This window comes from Agrobacterium tumefaciens (genome assembly GCF_005221325.1).
Classification (GTDB): Bacteria; Pseudomonadota; Alphaproteobacteria; order Rhizobiales; family Rhizobiaceae; genus Agrobacterium.
In genome coordinates, this window is sequence record NZ_CP039888.1 from 249,437 (window position 1) to 263,902 (window position 14,466).

General features: G+C 58.7%; 16 protein-coding genes and 1 tRNA gene. 6 read left to right on the forward strand and 11 right to left on the reverse strand.

The genetic code is table 11. The annotated features are described in order from the left end of the window. The first annotated feature begins 143 nt into the window (after positions 1-143). On the forward strand, positions 144-1,310 hold the full coding sequence (locus CFBP5499_RS01400) for a pyridoxal phosphate-dependent aminotransferase (RefSeq protein ID WP_080826283.1): 1,167 nt from the start codon (positions 144-146) through the stop codon (positions 1,308-1,310). Between the two features lie 330 nt (positions 1,311-1,640). Continuing rightward, positions 1,641-2,672: a UDP-glucose 4-epimerase GalE gene (galE, locus tag CFBP5499_RS01405; protein WP_080826281.1), complete on the forward strand. Its 1,032-nt coding sequence runs from the start codon at positions 1,641-1,643 to the stop codon at positions 2,670-2,672. Positions 2,673-2,684: 12 nt separating this feature from the next. On the opposite strand, the gene CFBP5499_RS01410 is transcribed toward galE, so the two are convergent. The 10 genes from CFBP5499_RS01410 to CFBP5499_RS01455 form a co-directional block, all read right to left on the reverse strand. Beyond that, a complete protein-coding gene (locus tag CFBP5499_RS01410) occupies positions 2,685-3,521 on the reverse strand; it encodes a DUF6030 family protein (protein WP_175416575.1) in 837 nt (278 codons plus the stop codon). A 152-nt stretch (positions 3,522-3,673) separates the two neighbouring features. Beyond that, entirely contained in the window at positions 3,674-3,898 is a 225-nt protein-coding gene (gene yacG, locus CFBP5499_RS01415) for a DNA gyrase inhibitor YacG (RefSeq protein WP_080826279.1), read from the reverse strand. A gap of 4 nt (positions 3,899-3,902) precedes the next feature. Beyond that, positions 3,903-4,526 (reverse strand): Maf-like protein, encoded by a 624-nt coding sequence (locus CFBP5499_RS01420; protein WP_080826277.1) that lies wholly within the window; start codon positions 4,524-4,526, stop codon positions 3,903-3,905. A gap of 33 nt (positions 4,527-4,559) precedes the next feature. Continuing rightward, complete coding sequence (gene infA, locus CFBP5499_RS01425; RefSeq protein ID WP_004432473.1) at positions 4,560-4,778, reverse strand: translation initiation factor IF-1; 219 nt, start codon at positions 4,776-4,778, stop codon at positions 4,560-4,562. Positions 4,779-4,922: 144 nt separating this feature from the next. Then, positions 4,923-5,411 carry a low molecular weight phosphatase family protein gene (locus CFBP5499_RS01430; protein ID WP_080826275.1) on the reverse strand — a complete coding sequence of 163 codons (489 nt, stop codon included), beginning with the start codon at positions 5,409-5,411 and terminating at the stop codon, positions 4,923-4,925. A gap of 2 nt (positions 5,412-5,413) precedes the next feature. Beyond that, the gene (locus tag CFBP5499_RS01435) at positions 5,414-5,887 is read right to left on the reverse strand and encodes a UPF0262 family protein (RefSeq protein WP_080826273.1); all 474 of its coding nucleotides are present in this window, start codon (positions 5,885-5,887) and stop codon (positions 5,414-5,416) included. Between the two features lie 3 nt (positions 5,888-5,890). Beyond that, complete coding sequence (gene hisD, locus CFBP5499_RS01440) at positions 5,891-7,189, reverse strand: histidinol dehydrogenase (protein WP_080826270.1); 1,299 nt, start codon at positions 7,187-7,189, stop codon at positions 5,891-5,893. 133 nt (positions 7,190-7,322) lie between these two features. Continuing rightward, positions 7,323-7,763 carry a DUF2948 family protein gene (locus CFBP5499_RS01445; protein ID WP_080826266.1) on the reverse strand — a complete coding sequence of 147 codons (441 nt, stop codon included), beginning with the start codon at positions 7,761-7,763 and terminating at the stop codon, positions 7,323-7,325. A gap of 115 nt (positions 7,764-7,878) precedes the next feature. After that, complete coding sequence (gene murA, locus CFBP5499_RS01450) at positions 7,879-9,171, reverse strand: UDP-N-acetylglucosamine 1-carboxyvinyltransferase (protein ID WP_080826263.1); 1,293 nt, start codon at positions 9,169-9,171, stop codon at positions 7,879-7,881. A gap of 102 nt (positions 9,172-9,273) precedes the next feature. Next, the gene (locus CFBP5499_RS01455) at positions 9,274-9,540 is read right to left on the reverse strand and encodes a hypothetical protein (protein WP_080826261.1); all 267 of its coding nucleotides are present in this window, start codon (positions 9,538-9,540) and stop codon (positions 9,274-9,276) included. A gap of 155 nt (positions 9,541-9,695) precedes the next feature. Between CFBP5499_RS01455 and CFBP5499_RS01460 the strand changes: the two genes are divergently transcribed. The 4 genes from CFBP5499_RS01460 (at position 9,696) to CFBP5499_RS01475 (ending at position 13,836) form a co-directional block, all read left to right on the forward strand. Further along, positions 9,696-9,770 (forward strand) — tRNA-Thr (locus CFBP5499_RS01460). A gap of 437 nt (positions 9,771-10,207) precedes the next feature. Beyond that, a complete protein-coding gene (locus CFBP5499_RS01465) occupies positions 10,208-11,527 on the forward strand; it encodes a DUF4365 domain-containing protein (protein ID WP_080826259.1) in 1,320 nt (439 codons plus the stop codon). Next, positions 11,524-12,978 carry an argonaute/piwi family protein gene (locus tag CFBP5499_RS01470; protein ID WP_080826257.1) on the forward strand — a complete coding sequence of 485 codons (1,455 nt, stop codon included), beginning with the start codon at positions 11,524-11,526 and terminating at the stop codon, positions 12,976-12,978. The genes CFBP5499_RS01465 and CFBP5499_RS01470 overlap by 4 nt, the downstream gene beginning before the upstream one ends. An 81-nt stretch (positions 12,979-13,059) precedes the next feature. Continuing rightward, complete coding sequence (locus CFBP5499_RS01475) at positions 13,060-13,836, forward strand: hypothetical protein (RefSeq protein WP_080826254.1); 777 nt, start codon at positions 13,060-13,062, stop codon at positions 13,834-13,836. Here the strand turns inward: CFBP5499_RS01475 and CFBP5499_RS01480 are convergent. Beyond that, complete coding sequence (locus tag CFBP5499_RS01480) at positions 13,833-14,294, reverse strand: DUF6998 domain-containing protein (RefSeq protein ID WP_080826252.1); 462 nt, start codon at positions 14,292-14,294, stop codon at positions 13,833-13,835. The genes CFBP5499_RS01475 and CFBP5499_RS01480 overlap by 4 nt on opposite strands. Between the last annotated feature and the right edge of the window lie 172 nt (positions 14,295-14,466).

A 14,466-nucleotide genomic window follows, 5' to 3' on the forward strand; every position in this document is an offset into this window, starting at 1 on the left:
CCCGGCGCGATCTGCCGGCCCGCGTGGTGGTCGGCGGGTTCCTGCCGGGGATGATCCATAAAGAAAATCCATGATCGTCTCACGGAATATCATGCACATGGCTGATCCGATGCGATAAGAAGGCATCAAACGGAGTGTCTTTAATGTCCATTTTGAACAGTCTGAGTGCGCGCTCTCTGGCAGCTCCCGAGAGCGGCATTGTCGAAGTCGTGAATTATGCCCGGGTGCGGGACAATCTCCTGCCGCTCTGGGTTGGCGAAGGTGATCTGCCGAGCCCCGACTTCATCAATCAGGCCGCCATCGATGGGCTGAACAATGGCGAAACTTTCTATACCTGGCAGCGCGGCATTCCTGAATTGCGGCAGGCGCTGAGCCGTTATTATGAGCGGCATTTTGGGGCATCACTGCCGCCGGAGCATTTTTATGCCACCGGTTCCGGCATGCAGGCAATTGTGCTTGCAGTGCAGGCGCTGACCTCGCCGGGCGACGAGATGGTCTACCTATCTCCGACATGGCCGAATATCGTCGCTGCCATCGGCGTTGCCGGCGCAAAGGCCGTTCCGGTCGGCATCGATTTCCGCGATGGCCGCTGGGATCTCGATATCAACAGGCTGGAAAGCGCAATCACCGGCAAGACGAAGGCGCTTTTCATCAACACGCCCTCCAACCCCACGGGATGGACGGCAACGCGCGACAATCTCCGCGACGTTCTGGCGCTCGCCCGAAAACACGATCTGTGGATCGTCGCGGACGAAATCTATGCGCTTTATCACTATACCGGCAGCCGCGCGCCGTCCTTCCTCGACGTGATGGAGCCGGACGACAAGATCGTCTTTGCCAACTCCTTCTCGAAGAACTGGTCGATGACCGGCTGGCGCGTCGGCTGGCTTGTTGCACCCCCGGCCATCGGTCAGGTGATCGAAAACCTCATTCAATATTCCACATCAGGCGTGGCGCAGTTCATGCAGCGCGGTGCCGTCGCCGCCCTTGATCACGGTGATGGTTTCGTCCGCGAGAACTACGAACGCGCTTTGACTTCCCGCGACATTCTTTGCGACGCGCTGATCGCCACGAACCGTGTGGAAACCCTGAAACCGGATGGCGCCCTTTATGCCTTCCTCAAGATTGACGGCGTCACGGACAGCCGCGCCACGGCACTCGATATCGTCGATAAGACCGGCGTCGGCCTTGCGCCCGGCACGGCCTTCGGTCCGGGCGGAGAGTTGTTCCTGCGCGCCTGCTTCCTGCGCAACCCCAGGCAGATAGAAGATGCGGCCGATCGGCTGGCATCCTACATTCTCGGCAGGTAAGCCCCGATCTTCCTTGCAACGGTTTTCCCCTGCCGGGCAGGGTATCGCGCTGCGGTAGGGAAACCGGCAGCGAAATCACAGTAAAGACCGGAAACTGCAACCCCACGGCGCAACCATCGACGTGGGGGATTTTCTATGATATGCGCTTCTTGTTCCATACATGAGAACATTTTCATCTAATCACTAAAAAGAAACTCATTGCGCTAACCAATCGTAAGCCACCTTTTTAATGGGGTGGGCGCTCGGTTGTGTATTCGCTGTGCAAGTAATCAATGATGAAGAATTATTGGCTTTGATAGGCTCAAGAAAAGCAAACAGGGAAGTAATGTCATGGCTGTTCTGGTCACGGGTGGGGCCGGTTATATAGGAAGCCACATGGTGTGGGCTTTGCTCGATGCCGGGGAAGAGGTCGTCGTCGTCGATCGGCTTTCCACGGGGTCGCGCTGGGCGGTCGCGCCGGCGGCGCGTTTTTATCTGGGTGATGTGGCGGATCGCGCCTTGCTCGACCAGGTTTTCGAAGAAAACCACATCGAGACCATCTTCCACTTCGCCGGGTCCGTCAGCGTTCCCGAGTCGATCAGCCAGCCGCTGGAATATTACGAAAACAATACCGGCACGACCCGCGCGCTTGTTGCCGCGGCGGTTCGCAACGGCATCCGTAATTTCATCTTCTCCTCGACAGCCGCCGTCTATGGAAACCAGCCCTTTGATGGCCCCGTTCCTGAAACGGCGATCCTGAGCCCGGAAAATCCCTACGGCCTGTCGAAACTCGCTTCCGAAATCATGCTGCGTGACGTCGTGCAGGCGCATGATTTCAACTATGTGGCGCTGCGTTATTTCAACGTCGCGGGTGCCGACCCGCAGGGCCGCGCCGGACCTTCGCCGACCGGCGTTGCGAACCTCATCAAGGTGGCATGCGAAGCCGCGACCGGCCGGCGCGACCGGGTGGAGGTTTATGGCACGGATTACCCGACCGCCGACGGAACCGGCGTTCGCGACTATATTCATGTCAGCGATCTGATCGATGCGCATATGCTGGCCATGGCGCATCTGCGCGCCGGCGGCGGTACACGAACGCTGAACTGCGGTTATGGGGTCGGTTATTCGGTTCTGGACGTCCTGCAGGCCGTACAGCGGGAATCCGCATGTGAATTCCCGATCATCCGTTGCCCGCGCCGCCCCGGCGACATTGCGGCCATGGTGGCGGATTCGTCCCGTATCCAGTCGGAATTCGGCTGGCGCCCTCGCTTCAACGATCTGGCGACCATCGTTCGCACCGCGCTTCAATGGGAAGCTAAGCGTCAGGCCCAGCAAAGCGACAGAATACCGCCGATGCGGCGCAAGCTGGCAGCGATAGGCTGATCTGCCTTTACGTCACGGGGCGTGGCTTTTCGGCACGAAAAGATGGGGCACCGGCCGATCCGTAAGGACGGCCGGACGAAGCCAACTGTTTCCGTCAAAAAAATCGCGTGTCAGCTTCACCCCTGGCGGTTCGTCGCCCGCCAGCAAAATCACGTTCAGGCGATGCGGTGCGGTTGGTTCCGGTTTGATGGAAACTGAAATACCGAAGTGCTGCACCTGATAGGGCTGCATCCTGCGAGCCGGTTCGAGCATGCTGGTGAGGTCAGCCCAGTGTGTTTGTGCGATGACCAAAGCGAGCATTTCCTCAAGCTTCGTTAAAATGGCGGCGCCATCCGGTGTCTCCGGCGCAACAGCCTTCATCCTGATGGAGCGAATGTCGCCGGAAGCCTCGCCCCTGATTTCAAGGAAAAGCGATGCACGCTGCGCCGGATCTTCCGCCTTGCCCGCGGCAAGGTCTGCCATGCACTCGAAATTGCGGATGTTCACCGGGCTGGCGTGCCAGCCCTGCGGGTTGGAAAAACCGGCGGCGGTAAAGCGATCGCAGAGGTCCTTGCCGGAAAGAACGAAGTTCCGGGCGAAGGATGCCCTATCGCCTGGCTGTTCGAATTTCAGCAGGTGCGGCGGCAGGTAAACCGTTCTGGCGGCAAGCTTCTGCCGCTTGACGGGTTTCATCTTCGGTGGCGGTTCGGCAAAGCGCGTGGCGGGCGCCAGATTGAGATAGGTCAGCAGGCTCTTGAGATGCTTCTTGTCATTGGCAAGCAGCACCGTCGCCCCTATGGCAAAACAGACGGCCAGCACCGCAAACAGCAGCGCGCCAGAGCTTACTCTCTTTTGCAAGCCTGCGTCCATCGCAAGACCTTAAGGGGCTGGGAGAAAGACCTCAGCCGGTTCCGATATGCCTTTTCGGGCGGTCGTTCGCCCGGTGAATATTATAAGGTGTGAGCGGAGGCTCTGAAAAATCTTTTGCAATTCACCGCCGAGATTTCCGGCGGTGCAGGTCTTTATTCGGCGTTGTTTTTGCCGCCGCCCTGTCCACCGGCGCTGCTTTCATCGTCCGCAACGGGAATGGCATAGGAGCCGTTCAGCCAGCGGGCGAGATCGAGCGAACGACAGCGATCCGAACAGAAAGGATAGTTTTCCCGCGTCGATGGCCGGCGGCATTCCGGGCAGGGCTGGGTTTTGCGAAGCGGCGTGACCTTTCCGGCGCCTTCGGTGGAGTTTGTCATGGGTCTATCCTTCGAGCCAGCCCGAGGTCACCTCGAACCCTTCGCCGGACAGAAGCGACATAGTCTCATAAAGCGGCAATCCCACGACATTGGTGTAGGAACCTGTCAGCTTCTGCACGAATGCACCGGCAATACCCTGAATGCCATAGGCTCCCGCCTTGCCGCGCCATTGGCCCGACGCGATGTAAGCGTCGATCTCACGCGTGGAGAGGCGCTTGAAACGCACCTTGGTCTCCGCCACCTTCTGACGGATTTTTCCGTCGGGCGTCACGAGGCAGATGCCGGTATAGACCCAATGGCTGCGCCCCGAGAGAAGGTGCAGGGCCGCCGAGGCTTCTTCCGTATATTCCGCCTTGCCGACGATGCGGCGACCAACGGCGACCACCGTATCGGAGCCCAGAACGAAGGCGTCTTTCCACGACTGTTCGTTCTTCAGCGCCGCCTGCGCGGCTTCCGCCTTCTGCAATGACAGACGACGGCAGAGCGTGCGCGGATGCTCGAGCTTTGCAGGCGTCTCGTCGATATCCATCGGCATCAGACGTGCCGGTTCGATACCGATCTGATGCAGCAGCTCCAGACGCCGCGGCGAACCGGATGCCAGAACGAGCTTTTGTTTTGAGTTGGTCATTGCGCGGCCCGGGCGTCCGATGCGAAAGGTGGATTACTTGAAACGATAGGTGATGCGGCCCTTGGTCAGGTCGTAAGGCGTCATTTCGACCAGCACCTTGTCGCCCGCCAGAACGCGGATACGGTTCTTGCGCATGCGGCCCGCCGTGTGGGCGATGATTTCGTGTTCGTTCTCAAGCTTCACGCGGAACGTTGCGTTCGGCAGCAATTCGGTTACGATGCCCGGGAATTCAAGGACTTCTTCTTTTGTCATGTAAGGGTTTTCTTCCTGTTGATAGTGCCGGACATATTGAGTCCGGGAAAATTGCGCGGAAACTACACAATCCCGGCACATTTGTGAACCTCTAAAGCATCGGCTTGAAAATCAGTACCGATTTTCGCGAGGTAGGGGCTATTTTCACTCTTTTGAAAGCGTATCCGCCACCGGCTGCTGCCGTCTCGGCAGGCGTTCCGAGATCAGCTTCGCCAGATGGTCCCGCACGTTGCGATAGGCATCGAGGATTTGCTCGCGCGTGCCTGTTATCACCGTTGGGTCCATGGTCGGCCAATAGACGACGTGGAGTGAGTTCGAACGCGTCAATTCCAGTGCGGCGTGATGAGCTTCGGGTGTTAATGTAATGATCAGATCGAAAAAATCATCCTCGATCTCATCAAGAGTGCGCGGTTTATGTTTGCCGAGCGAAAATCCCTGCTCTTCCAGCACCGCATCCACGAAGGGATCGCGCTCGCCTGCACGCACGCCGGCCGACTGTATATAGATGCCGGGTGCCACCAGCCGTTTGGCGATGACCTCAGCCATGGGGGAGCGGATGGAGTTCATGCCGCACATGAAGAGGACCGATTTGGGCGCTCGTCCCTCGTTTGGCACTGCGGCAGGATCGCTCATCTCTAACCCCGCCAATACAGCACGCAGACAAGGGTAAATAGGCGGCGCGCGGTGTCGAAATCCACCGTGATCTTGCCGGACAGCCGGTCCATCAGGGTTTGCGAGCCGTCATTGTGGATGCCGCGCCGGCCCATGTCGATCGCCTCGATCTGGCTTGGCGTGGAGGAGCGGATCGCCTCGTAATAGCTTTCGCAGATCAGGAAATAATCCTTGATGATGCGGCGGAACGGCGTCAGCGACAGGATATGGGTCGAGACATCCTTCTCGTCTTCGGTTTTGATCGAAAACACCAGCTTGGCATCGACCAGCGATATGTGCAGCCGGTACGGCCCGCCGTCATGGCCAAAGGGTTCGAAAGTGTTTTCTTCTATCAGGTCGAAAATGGCGACGGCGCGTTCATGCTCCACATCGGGCGTGGACCGGCCGATGCTGTCGTCTAGTACCACGTCGCAGAGCCGGAAATCGCCTGAAGCCATCGCTTAACTTTCCGGGTTGAGGCGAATGGAGACCGAGCGCGCATGCGCGTCCAGCCCCTCCGAGTGGGCAAGGGTAATCGCCGCCGGTGCAAGCTGGCGCAGCTGCTCAGGCCCGAGCCGCAGGATCGAGGTGCGCTTGACGAAATCCAGCACCGAAAGACCGGAGGAGAAACGTGCCGAGCGCGCGGTCGGTAGAACGTGGTTGGAACCGCCGACATAGTCGCCGATCACTTCCGGTGTATGACGCCCGACGAAGATCGCCCCCGCATTGCGGATATGGGCCATCAGCGCATCAGGATCGTCGACGGCAAGCTCCAGATGCTCGGCCGCGATGCGGTTGGCGAGCGGAATGGCGTCGGTGAGTTTTTCGACCAGAATGATCGCGCCGAAATCCGCCCAGCTCGCTGCCGCCGTTTCGGAACGTGAAAGGCGTTTCAGCTGCCGCTCGACGGCGGCTTCCACCGCCTTGCCGAGTTCGGCATTGTCGGTGATGAGAATGGATTGGGCGCCGCGATCATGCTCCGCCTGGGCCAGAAGATCGGCGGCCAGCCAGTCTGGGTCATTGTCCCTGTCGGCAATAACAAGCACTTCGGAAGGCCCGGCGATCATGTCGATGCCGACGGTGCCGAAGACCTGCCGCTTGGCGGCCGCCACATAGGCATTGCCGGGGCCGACGATCTTGGCGACGGGCGCGATGGTCTCCGTGCCATAGGCGAGTGCGGCCACAGCCTGTGCGCCGCCGATACGGTAGATTTCCTCGACGCCCGCAATACGCGCGGCGGCGAGCACCGCCGGATTGACCGCACCGCCATTGGCCGGCACGACCATGACGATACGCTCCACGCCGGCAACCTTTGCCGGTACGGCATTCATCAGCACCGAGCTCGGATAGCTGGCGGTGCCTCCGGGCACATAAAGACCCACGGCCTCGATCGCCGTCCAGCGCGAGCCGAGGCCCACGCCGATATCGTCCTCGTAGATGTCATCCTTCGGCATCTGCCGCGCATGGTGTTTTTCGATACGCCGGGCCGCGAGTTCGAGCGCCTCGATGACGTTCCTGTCGACCGCCGAGAACGCGGCATCGATTTCATCCGCCGTCACCCGCATCGAAACCTTGGTAAAATCGATGCCATCGAATTTCTGGGAATAATGGGCAAGGGCCGCATCGCCGCGATGGCGGACATCGTTGATGATGTCGCGAACGGTCGCATTGACGTCTTCGGAAACTTCTCTCTTGGTTGTCAGGAAGGCAGCGAATTTCTGTTCGAAATCAGCCGATGCCCGCTCCAGCCAGATTGCCACGCCATTACCCTTTCATTGTCCCCGCGGGTGATCCCGCGAGGTGCACGAACTTGCCGCGCAATAATCACGGCTCTGGTATGTGGCATAAATCGAAACGGCAAGGAAAGGCAACCGTTGCGAGGGCTCGCAACGTTTATTCGCTGTCGGGATGATGCGGTTTGGTCGTGGTTTCCCAGGCGCCGCTCACATCGGTCAGCTGCGCCTCGATGCATTCGACATCAAGCGCGATGGTGCCGCCGCCCGAAAGCGCCAGCTCCACGAGGCCATCAGGGCCTTCACCATTCGGTGTGAAGCGCATCGCCAGAAGCGAAAGCACCTGCTCCCTGTCCGCCAGATTGAGTGATTGCGAACGAACGGCGGAGACGCGTTTCAAGAAAACCACGCTACGGCAGCGCTCCGGCGGCAGGTTCTTTTTCTCGGTGCTTTCCCAGACGAAGCGGTTCGCGGATAGCGTGAACTGGCCGTGCTTCGGCTCGAAGGCAACGTCCTTCAATTTGAAGACGCTGTCCTGCATATGCGTCGAAATGACGGAGAGATCTTCAGTATCCAGCGCCAGCAATTTCAGGCCGCTCATCGTTTTCTTCCTTTTCCGCGGGCCACGGGCCGCAATGTCTATTTCTTGTAATGGAAATAGGCAGTCGAGGCCCGCTCTGCAACGGGTAGGAAAACGATGAGCGGCAATGAAAAGATCAATCGCTGACGCGTTCGACCAGAGCGCCGCAGCGGGTGAGCTTTTCTTCGAGGCGCTCGAAACCTCGATCGAGGTGATAGACGCGCGAAACCATGGTCTCGCCTTCCGCCACCAGGCCCGCAATGACCAGCGAAACGGAGGCGCGCAGATCGGTCGCCATCACAGGCGCGCCCTTCAGGCGGGAAACGCCTTCGATACGGGCCATCTGGCCGGAGAGCGAAATCTTCGCGCCGAGACGGGCCAGTTCCTGCACATGCATGAAGCGGTTTTCGAAGATGGTCTCGGTAATGTGGGAAACGCCCTGCGACCGGGTCATCAGCGCCATGAACTGCGCCTGCAGGTCGGTCGGGAAGCCGGGGAAGGGCTCCGTGACGATATCGACCGGCTGGATACCGTTGCCGTTGCGCACGACGCGCAGGCCGGTCTCCGTGTCGCTGATCGTGACGCCTGCCAGCCGCAGCGTGTCGAGCGCATTGTCCAGCAGCGATGCGCGCGTACCTTCCAGCACCACGTCACCGCCGGCCATGGCGACCGCCATGGCATAGGTGCCGGTTTCGATACGATCAGGCAGAACCCGGTGGCGTGCACCGGAAAGCGAGGTGACGCCTTCGATGGTGATGGTGGAGGTGCCGGCGCCTTCGATCTTGGCACCCATGGCGATCAGGCAGTGCGCGAGATCGACCACTTCCGGCTCACGGGCGGCATTATGGATGACGGTGGTTCCGCGAGCAAGGCTGGCTGCCATCAGCATCACATGCGTCGCACCGACGGAAACTTTCGGGAACGTGTAGACAGCGCCGATCAGGCCGCCGTTAGGCGCGCTGGCGTTGATGTAGCCGCCATCGATCTCCATCGTCGCGCCGAGCGCCTGCAGGCCCTCGATGAAGAGATCGACCGGGCGCGTGCCGATGGCGCAGCCGCCGGGCAGGGAAACGCGGGCGCGGCCCTCACGCGCCAGAAGCGGGCCGATGACCCAGAAGCTGGCGCGCATCTTGGACACCAGCTCGTAAGGTGCGGTCGTATCGACAATGGTGCGGCAGGTGAAGTGCACGGTGCGGGAATAGGCTTCGCCCTGGCTTTCGCGGCGGCCATTGACGGAAATATCAACGCCATGATTGCCGAGAATGCGGATGAGCTGCTCCACATCAGCCAGATGCGGCACGTTTTCGAGCGTCAGCGTATCGCTGGTCAGAAGTGATGCGATCATCAACGGCAGGGCGGCGTTTTTTGCGCCGGAGATGGGAATGATGCCGTTGAGCTTGTTGCCCCCCGTAATTCTGATGCGATCCATGCGTCCCTACGGGCCTGCGCCCGCCTTTCTTATCGTGCCTTGCGGAAAGGCGTGTCATTAGACCAGTTTCCGCGGCGTTTCAATTTTATGCTGGTGAATTGTCTATGAGGATGATTCGTCCGTTTTTGCGGCAGGCAGGCCAATTGTCTCGTCTTCTTCGCCTGCGCGGCGTGCACGAACCTGCTGTTTGCGCTTCAGAAGATTTTCACGAAGCTTCTTCGCCGCCCGCGCCTTGCGCTCCGCTTCACGCTGGCGCGCCTTCTCACCGGGGCCGGCCTGCGTGTTGCCGTTTGCCGCCACGGCCGACGGTTCTTTCGAAACGTCCACGGAAACCGCCGCCTTCGCCTGTTTGTTATGTTGTTCGTTCATAGATTCAGCAATATCTGAAAAATGCGTTTTTCAACAGGGGGCACGCTTTTTTGCGCCGCTGGATGAAGAATATCGTTTTGCGACTTGCGCTCGTCAAAAACCTATGGCAATAGGCCGCCACGCTTGATGCTGAAGCAGACGCTTCGGCACCGGATGCTGCTATAGCTCAGGGGTAGAGCACTCCCTTGGTAAGGGAGAGGCCGAGAGTTCAAATCTCTCTAGCAGCACCATTTTTCCCGTAGTTTCAAAAACTTATTCGTTGACTTGGGTCGCGCTGTTAGAGACTCTTAGGATTGTCTCTGAGGCCCTTGGTGTGTCTCCATCAATCATACAGGTTTGTCTCCAAGGGCCTAAAGCGGGTGTTTCGTCATTAAAGCAAAGGAAATGTCGATCATTGCTTCCGTCACCCTATGACTGCGGGCCAGTCCGTGGGCATGACAACCAAGTTGTCCCTACCGTCGTGGCACCGGCGGCTATGGCGCTGCCCAGCGCCTGCGCGGAGGTTCGCCAAGCCTTAAAGTCAGCATGCAGTAACAGCACTGCTTCAGATGCAAATGCCCAGACGGGCATGTCGCCCAGTGAATCTCGTGACGAGGAAGTCATGAATGGTGGGTGCCGGATATTTCAACCATTGGCATAGACTAGAACCTCTGCCAATGATTACGATATGGCAAAGAATGTTACGCAGAATCAGATCGTCGGCGAGATCGGCGAAACAGCGGCAAAGCTCCAGTTCCTGAAGATCGGTTTCCAGTTCGATCCGCGGTCGAGGCTCGAAGCGGGTATCGACGCCATCGTTGAGGTGATGGACCACGGAAAGCCGCTTGCCAAGATGATCGCGGTCCAGGTGAAGACGACCGCGGAGGGCAGATACCCGGGCGAAGACGCCAACGGATTCCACTATCTTCTGAAAAAGGAGGACCTCGCCTACTGGCGCGGGAGCAACCTCCCGATCATCATCGTGTTGCACCGACAGTCGGACGAGACGTTCTTCTGGAAAGAAATCCCGCGCGGCGAGGCATTCCAGGACCGACGCCTCAACTTCAGCAAGCGGGGGGACGTTCTCGACAAAAACGCCGTCGACCGACTGGGGGCGCTTACCGTACCCAAGACGGGGTTCGGATACTATGTCCCGCCTCTCGGCGGCGGTGAAGACGCACTCGTCAACATGTTGCCCGTCAAGCTGCCGACCGAGGTCTTCGTCGCGACGACTTCCTACAACAGGAAGCAAGCAGCGGCGATCTTGTTGGAAGACGACGAACCCGCGCGTTTCGACTGGGTTATCAAAGGCGATACCTTCTGGTCCTTCAATGATCCGAGGACGTCGGTCTGCCGCCTTGTTGTCGACCTTGACCAGGTGGAAGCTATCGACGTTGAATCGCTGGCCTTTCACGAAGACGTCGATGAACGCAACAACTTCTCATACCTTCTAAAGCAGGCGCTCGCCCACCAGGTCCACCAGGAACTGTCCTGGGACAAGGAGAAAAAACTCTATTACTTCCGGGCCAAGGCGAGAAACACCGCGCGGACCTTCAAATACGACTCTGCAAAGAAGGCCACGGAGGCTGACGTTGTGAACGTCGTGAGAAACAAGGCGCAAAAGGACCGCGTCGAGTTTGTCAGGCATCATGCATTCGTTCCGCGGTTCGAAAGCTTTGACGACGAGTGGTTCCTCGTCTTGGAGCCGACCTACTATTTCACGTTTGACGGCTTCAACGCCCACACCCATCCTGACGCTCTCCTTTCCGGAAAGAAGCGCCTGGACAAGAGCGCGTCGCTTCGTGGGCAGGTCATCATGTGGCACAGGTTCCTGGCGAGCCTCGAGCCGAAGTCCGACGACCTGTTCGCGGCTGCGTCCGGCGAGCCATGGCTATCATTCGGTCCACCGCCCACCATCGAGTTGCCGACCAAGGTTCCGGAGGACGTGTGGGGGACACCCAAGAAGGACGATACCGAACAAGAACTGGACCTGCTGAGTTGGCCATGAAGTTCACATCTACCATTTTCGAAGAGCCGCAGCTGGAATTCGGCGGCCAGTTCCAAGACCCTGATCCTCGGCGTGGATTGGTCGTGGCAGGGCCGCTGCAAACCGTGAACGGCGACGCCATCAAGATCGCCGTGGTCGGAAGCTCGAAAACGGTCGAGGATACGGAAAAATTCCTTGCCGCCGCGTCTGTCGGCTTTCTCGGAAAGTCCGAGAAGCATCCCAACATGCACCCGGACTTTCCTGGCTTGGGCAACCAGAACCCGTATCGATGCAAGTTCGAGATCGCGAAAGACGCGACTGCGACGGTTACCCAAGCGAAGATCGACAAGATTAGGAAAGAGCCTCATCACGGCAAGGCCGTCGAGATGGCGGTAGACGAGATCATGCAATTGCTTACGGCCATTGAGGAGGGTAGCAGCCGTCCCGATGTCGCGATCATCGCGCTTCCGGTTGCTTTGATCGAGCGCGTCTGGAACGCCAAGGTGGATTCCGACGACACGGTGGAAAAGGAAGACAGCGGCGGTTCGGAAGCGCCGAATTTCCGTGGCATGCTCAAGGCGAGGGCCATGCACCTCCGATTCCCGATCCAGATCGTGTGGGAGGATGTCCTCGACGAAAGGGCGGTCATTCCGAGGAAAGTCAAAGAGAGCAGCGCCCGCAAAATCCAAGACGAGGCGGGCCGTAGCTGGAACATCATGACCTCCTTGTACTACAAGGGGTCTGGCCGTATCCCGTGGCGTCGTATGCCGGAGGATGGCGAGTTTTCGGCATGTTATATCGGGGTCAGTTTCTACCGCGAAGCCGGGGGGCAGCAACTGTTCACCAGTTCCGCCCAGATGTTCGATGAACGGGGTCGCGGGTTCATCCTGAAAGGGCGGCGCGCGTTGACTGAAACCCGTGGCCGTCATCCATACATGACAGCCGAAGACGCAAAGGCGCTGATTGCCGAGGTTCTCGCGGCCTATAAGGCTCATCACAAAAACTTTCCGGCCCGTGTGATAGTCCTGAAGACATCTCGATTCAGAGATGAGGAAGCGGAAGGCATCATGGAGGCGCTCGACGAAGTCGGAACCGAAATGAAGGACCTTGTTTGGGTGCAGGAATCTTCGTCCATAAAGGTCATGCGCGATGGTAACTACCCCGTAATGCGCGGGACCTTCGTCGAGCTGGATGGAAAAGGATTGCTCTACACCAACGGCAGTATCCCGTACTATGGAACCTACCCGGGCATGTACGACCCGCGGCCCCTTCTGCTGTGCCCGCATAAGACGAGCGACAGCACCGTTGCCCAGATTGCCGCAGAGGTGCTCTCGATGACGAAGATCAACTGGAACTCGACCCAGATGAATCAAAAGCTTCCGATCCCAATCCGTGCGGCGCGGAAGGTCGGCGAGGTGTTGAAGTACGTCACCGAAGGCAAAGTGAGCTCCGACTACACTCGATACATGTGACCCATGTCGATAACGGTCGCCGTCGTGGTTCGGATGACCATCGGCGTTTATATACGGTACGACGTGGCGATGAGGTGAGCGGTGGACTGCAAAGATGCAATCGAGAGAATTCAGAAGATCGTCCCTATGCTCAGGCACGACGTCGAGACCGCAATCTTGTCGCATGAAGTCATGGAGGCACAGAACGCCATCGTGCCTCCCGGCCTGAAAGGGTATCAGACGGATTTTGTTCAGACCTACGGCGCGATCCAGAATGCATTGGTTCTCAAGCTCGCCATGGATGTTGCGCGCGTCTTCGATGTCAGCACTGGTCGTCCGCTGGAAAGGCAGGACATGGCATCGATCCCGGTGTTGGGCATGCTTTTCGGTGTGCCAGGTGTAGTGAATGGCTTGATGACCCATGCCTCGTCATGGATATCAGGGGTCGAATGGGCCAATGGAGATGACGCAGAAAGAGATGCAGACATAGAGGCCGTCGCCAGGGAGATGCTCTATAGTGAGCAGGCCTTCGACAAGGAGACCTGCAAAGCCGCGATTGACGAATTTGCAAATCTCACAAGCCGACTATCCGACCCTACAACAGGCGAAGCAGCCGCGCTTTCCCGTGTCAAAGCGTTCCGGAACCGCAGGCTCGCCCATTCACTGTTTACGAAGGAGCCAGACGCCTATCCCAAATACGACGACCTGACCCTGCTTCTCGAACTGGCCAAAAAGGCAGCTAAGCTCTCGTCGCTGGCAGTCGAAGGACTGGAGGTCGATTTCGCAGAACAGACGACCCGCAACCGGGAGAACGCAAATGGCTATGCGGTCATTGTCCTCGAGGGGTTAAAGTGTTCGGCCGATGATGAGGGGAGCTAGAGGACTGACTGCAGTCGCAGGCCGTCGCAAACTGCGGCGTCGGCCCGCCTGATCTGCGCCAATGACACCGTCTTCTGCCCGACCCATGCCGTAGGCAACAGCTTGATCACGGGTTCTTCTGGGCCATTGTAGACGACCTCGCCCTTGAGGTTCTCTAGATCGAAGACGAGAAACAGCAGATGGTCGGCGCGCGTGTCTACCATCCTGAACGCGGGACCGCGATTTGTGCCTGTCGCCTTCACCTGAACGGAGCGGCCGTCGGGGGCATGCCCATCGATACCCGTTCCATTGCGAGGCGAGAGCGTCAGACCGAAGAGCTCGGCCGCCACTGCCTCCCCAATGTCGCCGATCAGATTGCCGTCGAGTGTGAATTCAAGAGCGGCAGAGCGGTAGTAGTCGCGCAGTCGGTTGCGAGCGAGGACGAGATCGGTGATGACGGAAGGCAACTTGAACAACATCGAGCGCTACGTTACCGAAAATGGCCACTTTGTAAAAGTGCCTGATATTCCCGGGAATTCTTTATAATTTATCTGACGTATTCGGGGAGAACTTTCTGACAGCGATCCATCTTGCCATTTCTTGGGTGGCCCAGGCCTACGCGATCCGAAGTGATCCAGACCGCATAAGGGC

What these genes read in the sequence shown, in the direction of transcription:
- yacG (WP_080826279.1), bottom strand. Translation starts at nt 3,898, where the DNA reads ATGACAAACTCCACCGAAGGCGCCGGAAAGGTCACGCCGCTTCGCAAA.
- CFBP5499_RS01445 (WP_080826266.1), bottom strand. Translation starts at nt 7,763, where the DNA reads ATGAGCGGCCTGAAATTGCTGGCGCTGGATACTGAAGATCTCTCCGTC.
- CFBP5499_RS01430 (WP_080826275.1), bottom strand. Translation starts at nt 5,411, where the DNA reads ATGAGCGATCCTGCCGCAGTGCCAAACGAGGGACGAGCGCCCAAATCG.
- infA (WP_004432473.1), bottom strand. Translation starts at nt 4,778, where the DNA reads ATGACAAAAGAAGAAGTCCTTGAATTCCCGGGCATCGTAACCGAATTG.
- CFBP5499_RS01480 (WP_080826252.1), bottom strand. Translation starts at nt 14,294, where the DNA reads ATGTTGTTCAAGTTGCCTTCCGTCATCACCGATCTCGTCCTCGCTCGC.
- CFBP5499_RS01420 (WP_080826277.1), bottom strand. Translation starts at nt 4,526, where the DNA reads ATGACCAACTCAAAACAAAAGCTCGTTCTGGCATCCGGTTCGCCGCGG.
- CFBP5499_RS01465 (WP_080826259.1), top strand. Translation starts at nt 10,208, where the DNA reads ATGGCAAAGAATGTTACGCAGAATCAGATCGTCGGCGAGATCGGCGAA.
- CFBP5499_RS01410 (WP_175416575.1), bottom strand. Translation starts at nt 3,521, where the DNA reads ATGGACGCAGGCTTGCAAAAGAGAGTAAGCTCTGGCGCGCTGCTGTTT.
- CFBP5499_RS01455 (WP_080826261.1), bottom strand. Translation starts at nt 9,540, where the DNA reads ATGAACGAACAACATAACAAACAGGCGAAGGCGGCGGTTTCCGTGGAC.
- CFBP5499_RS01400 (WP_080826283.1), top strand. Translation starts at nt 144, where the DNA reads ATGTCCATTTTGAACAGTCTGAGTGCGCGCTCTCTGGCAGCTCCCGAG.
- galE (WP_080826281.1), top strand. Translation starts at nt 1,641, where the DNA reads ATGGCTGTTCTGGTCACGGGTGGGGCCGGTTATATAGGAAGCCACATG.
- CFBP5499_RS01470 (WP_080826257.1), top strand. Translation starts at nt 11,524, where the DNA reads ATGAAGTTCACATCTACCATTTTCGAAGAGCCGCAGCTGGAATTCGGC.
- CFBP5499_RS01435 (WP_080826273.1), bottom strand. Translation starts at nt 5,887, where the DNA reads ATGGCTTCAGGCGATTTCCGGCTCTGCGACGTGGTACTAGACGACAGC.
- murA (WP_080826263.1), bottom strand. Translation starts at nt 9,171, where the DNA reads ATGGATCGCATCAGAATTACGGGGGGCAACAAGCTCAACGGCATCATT.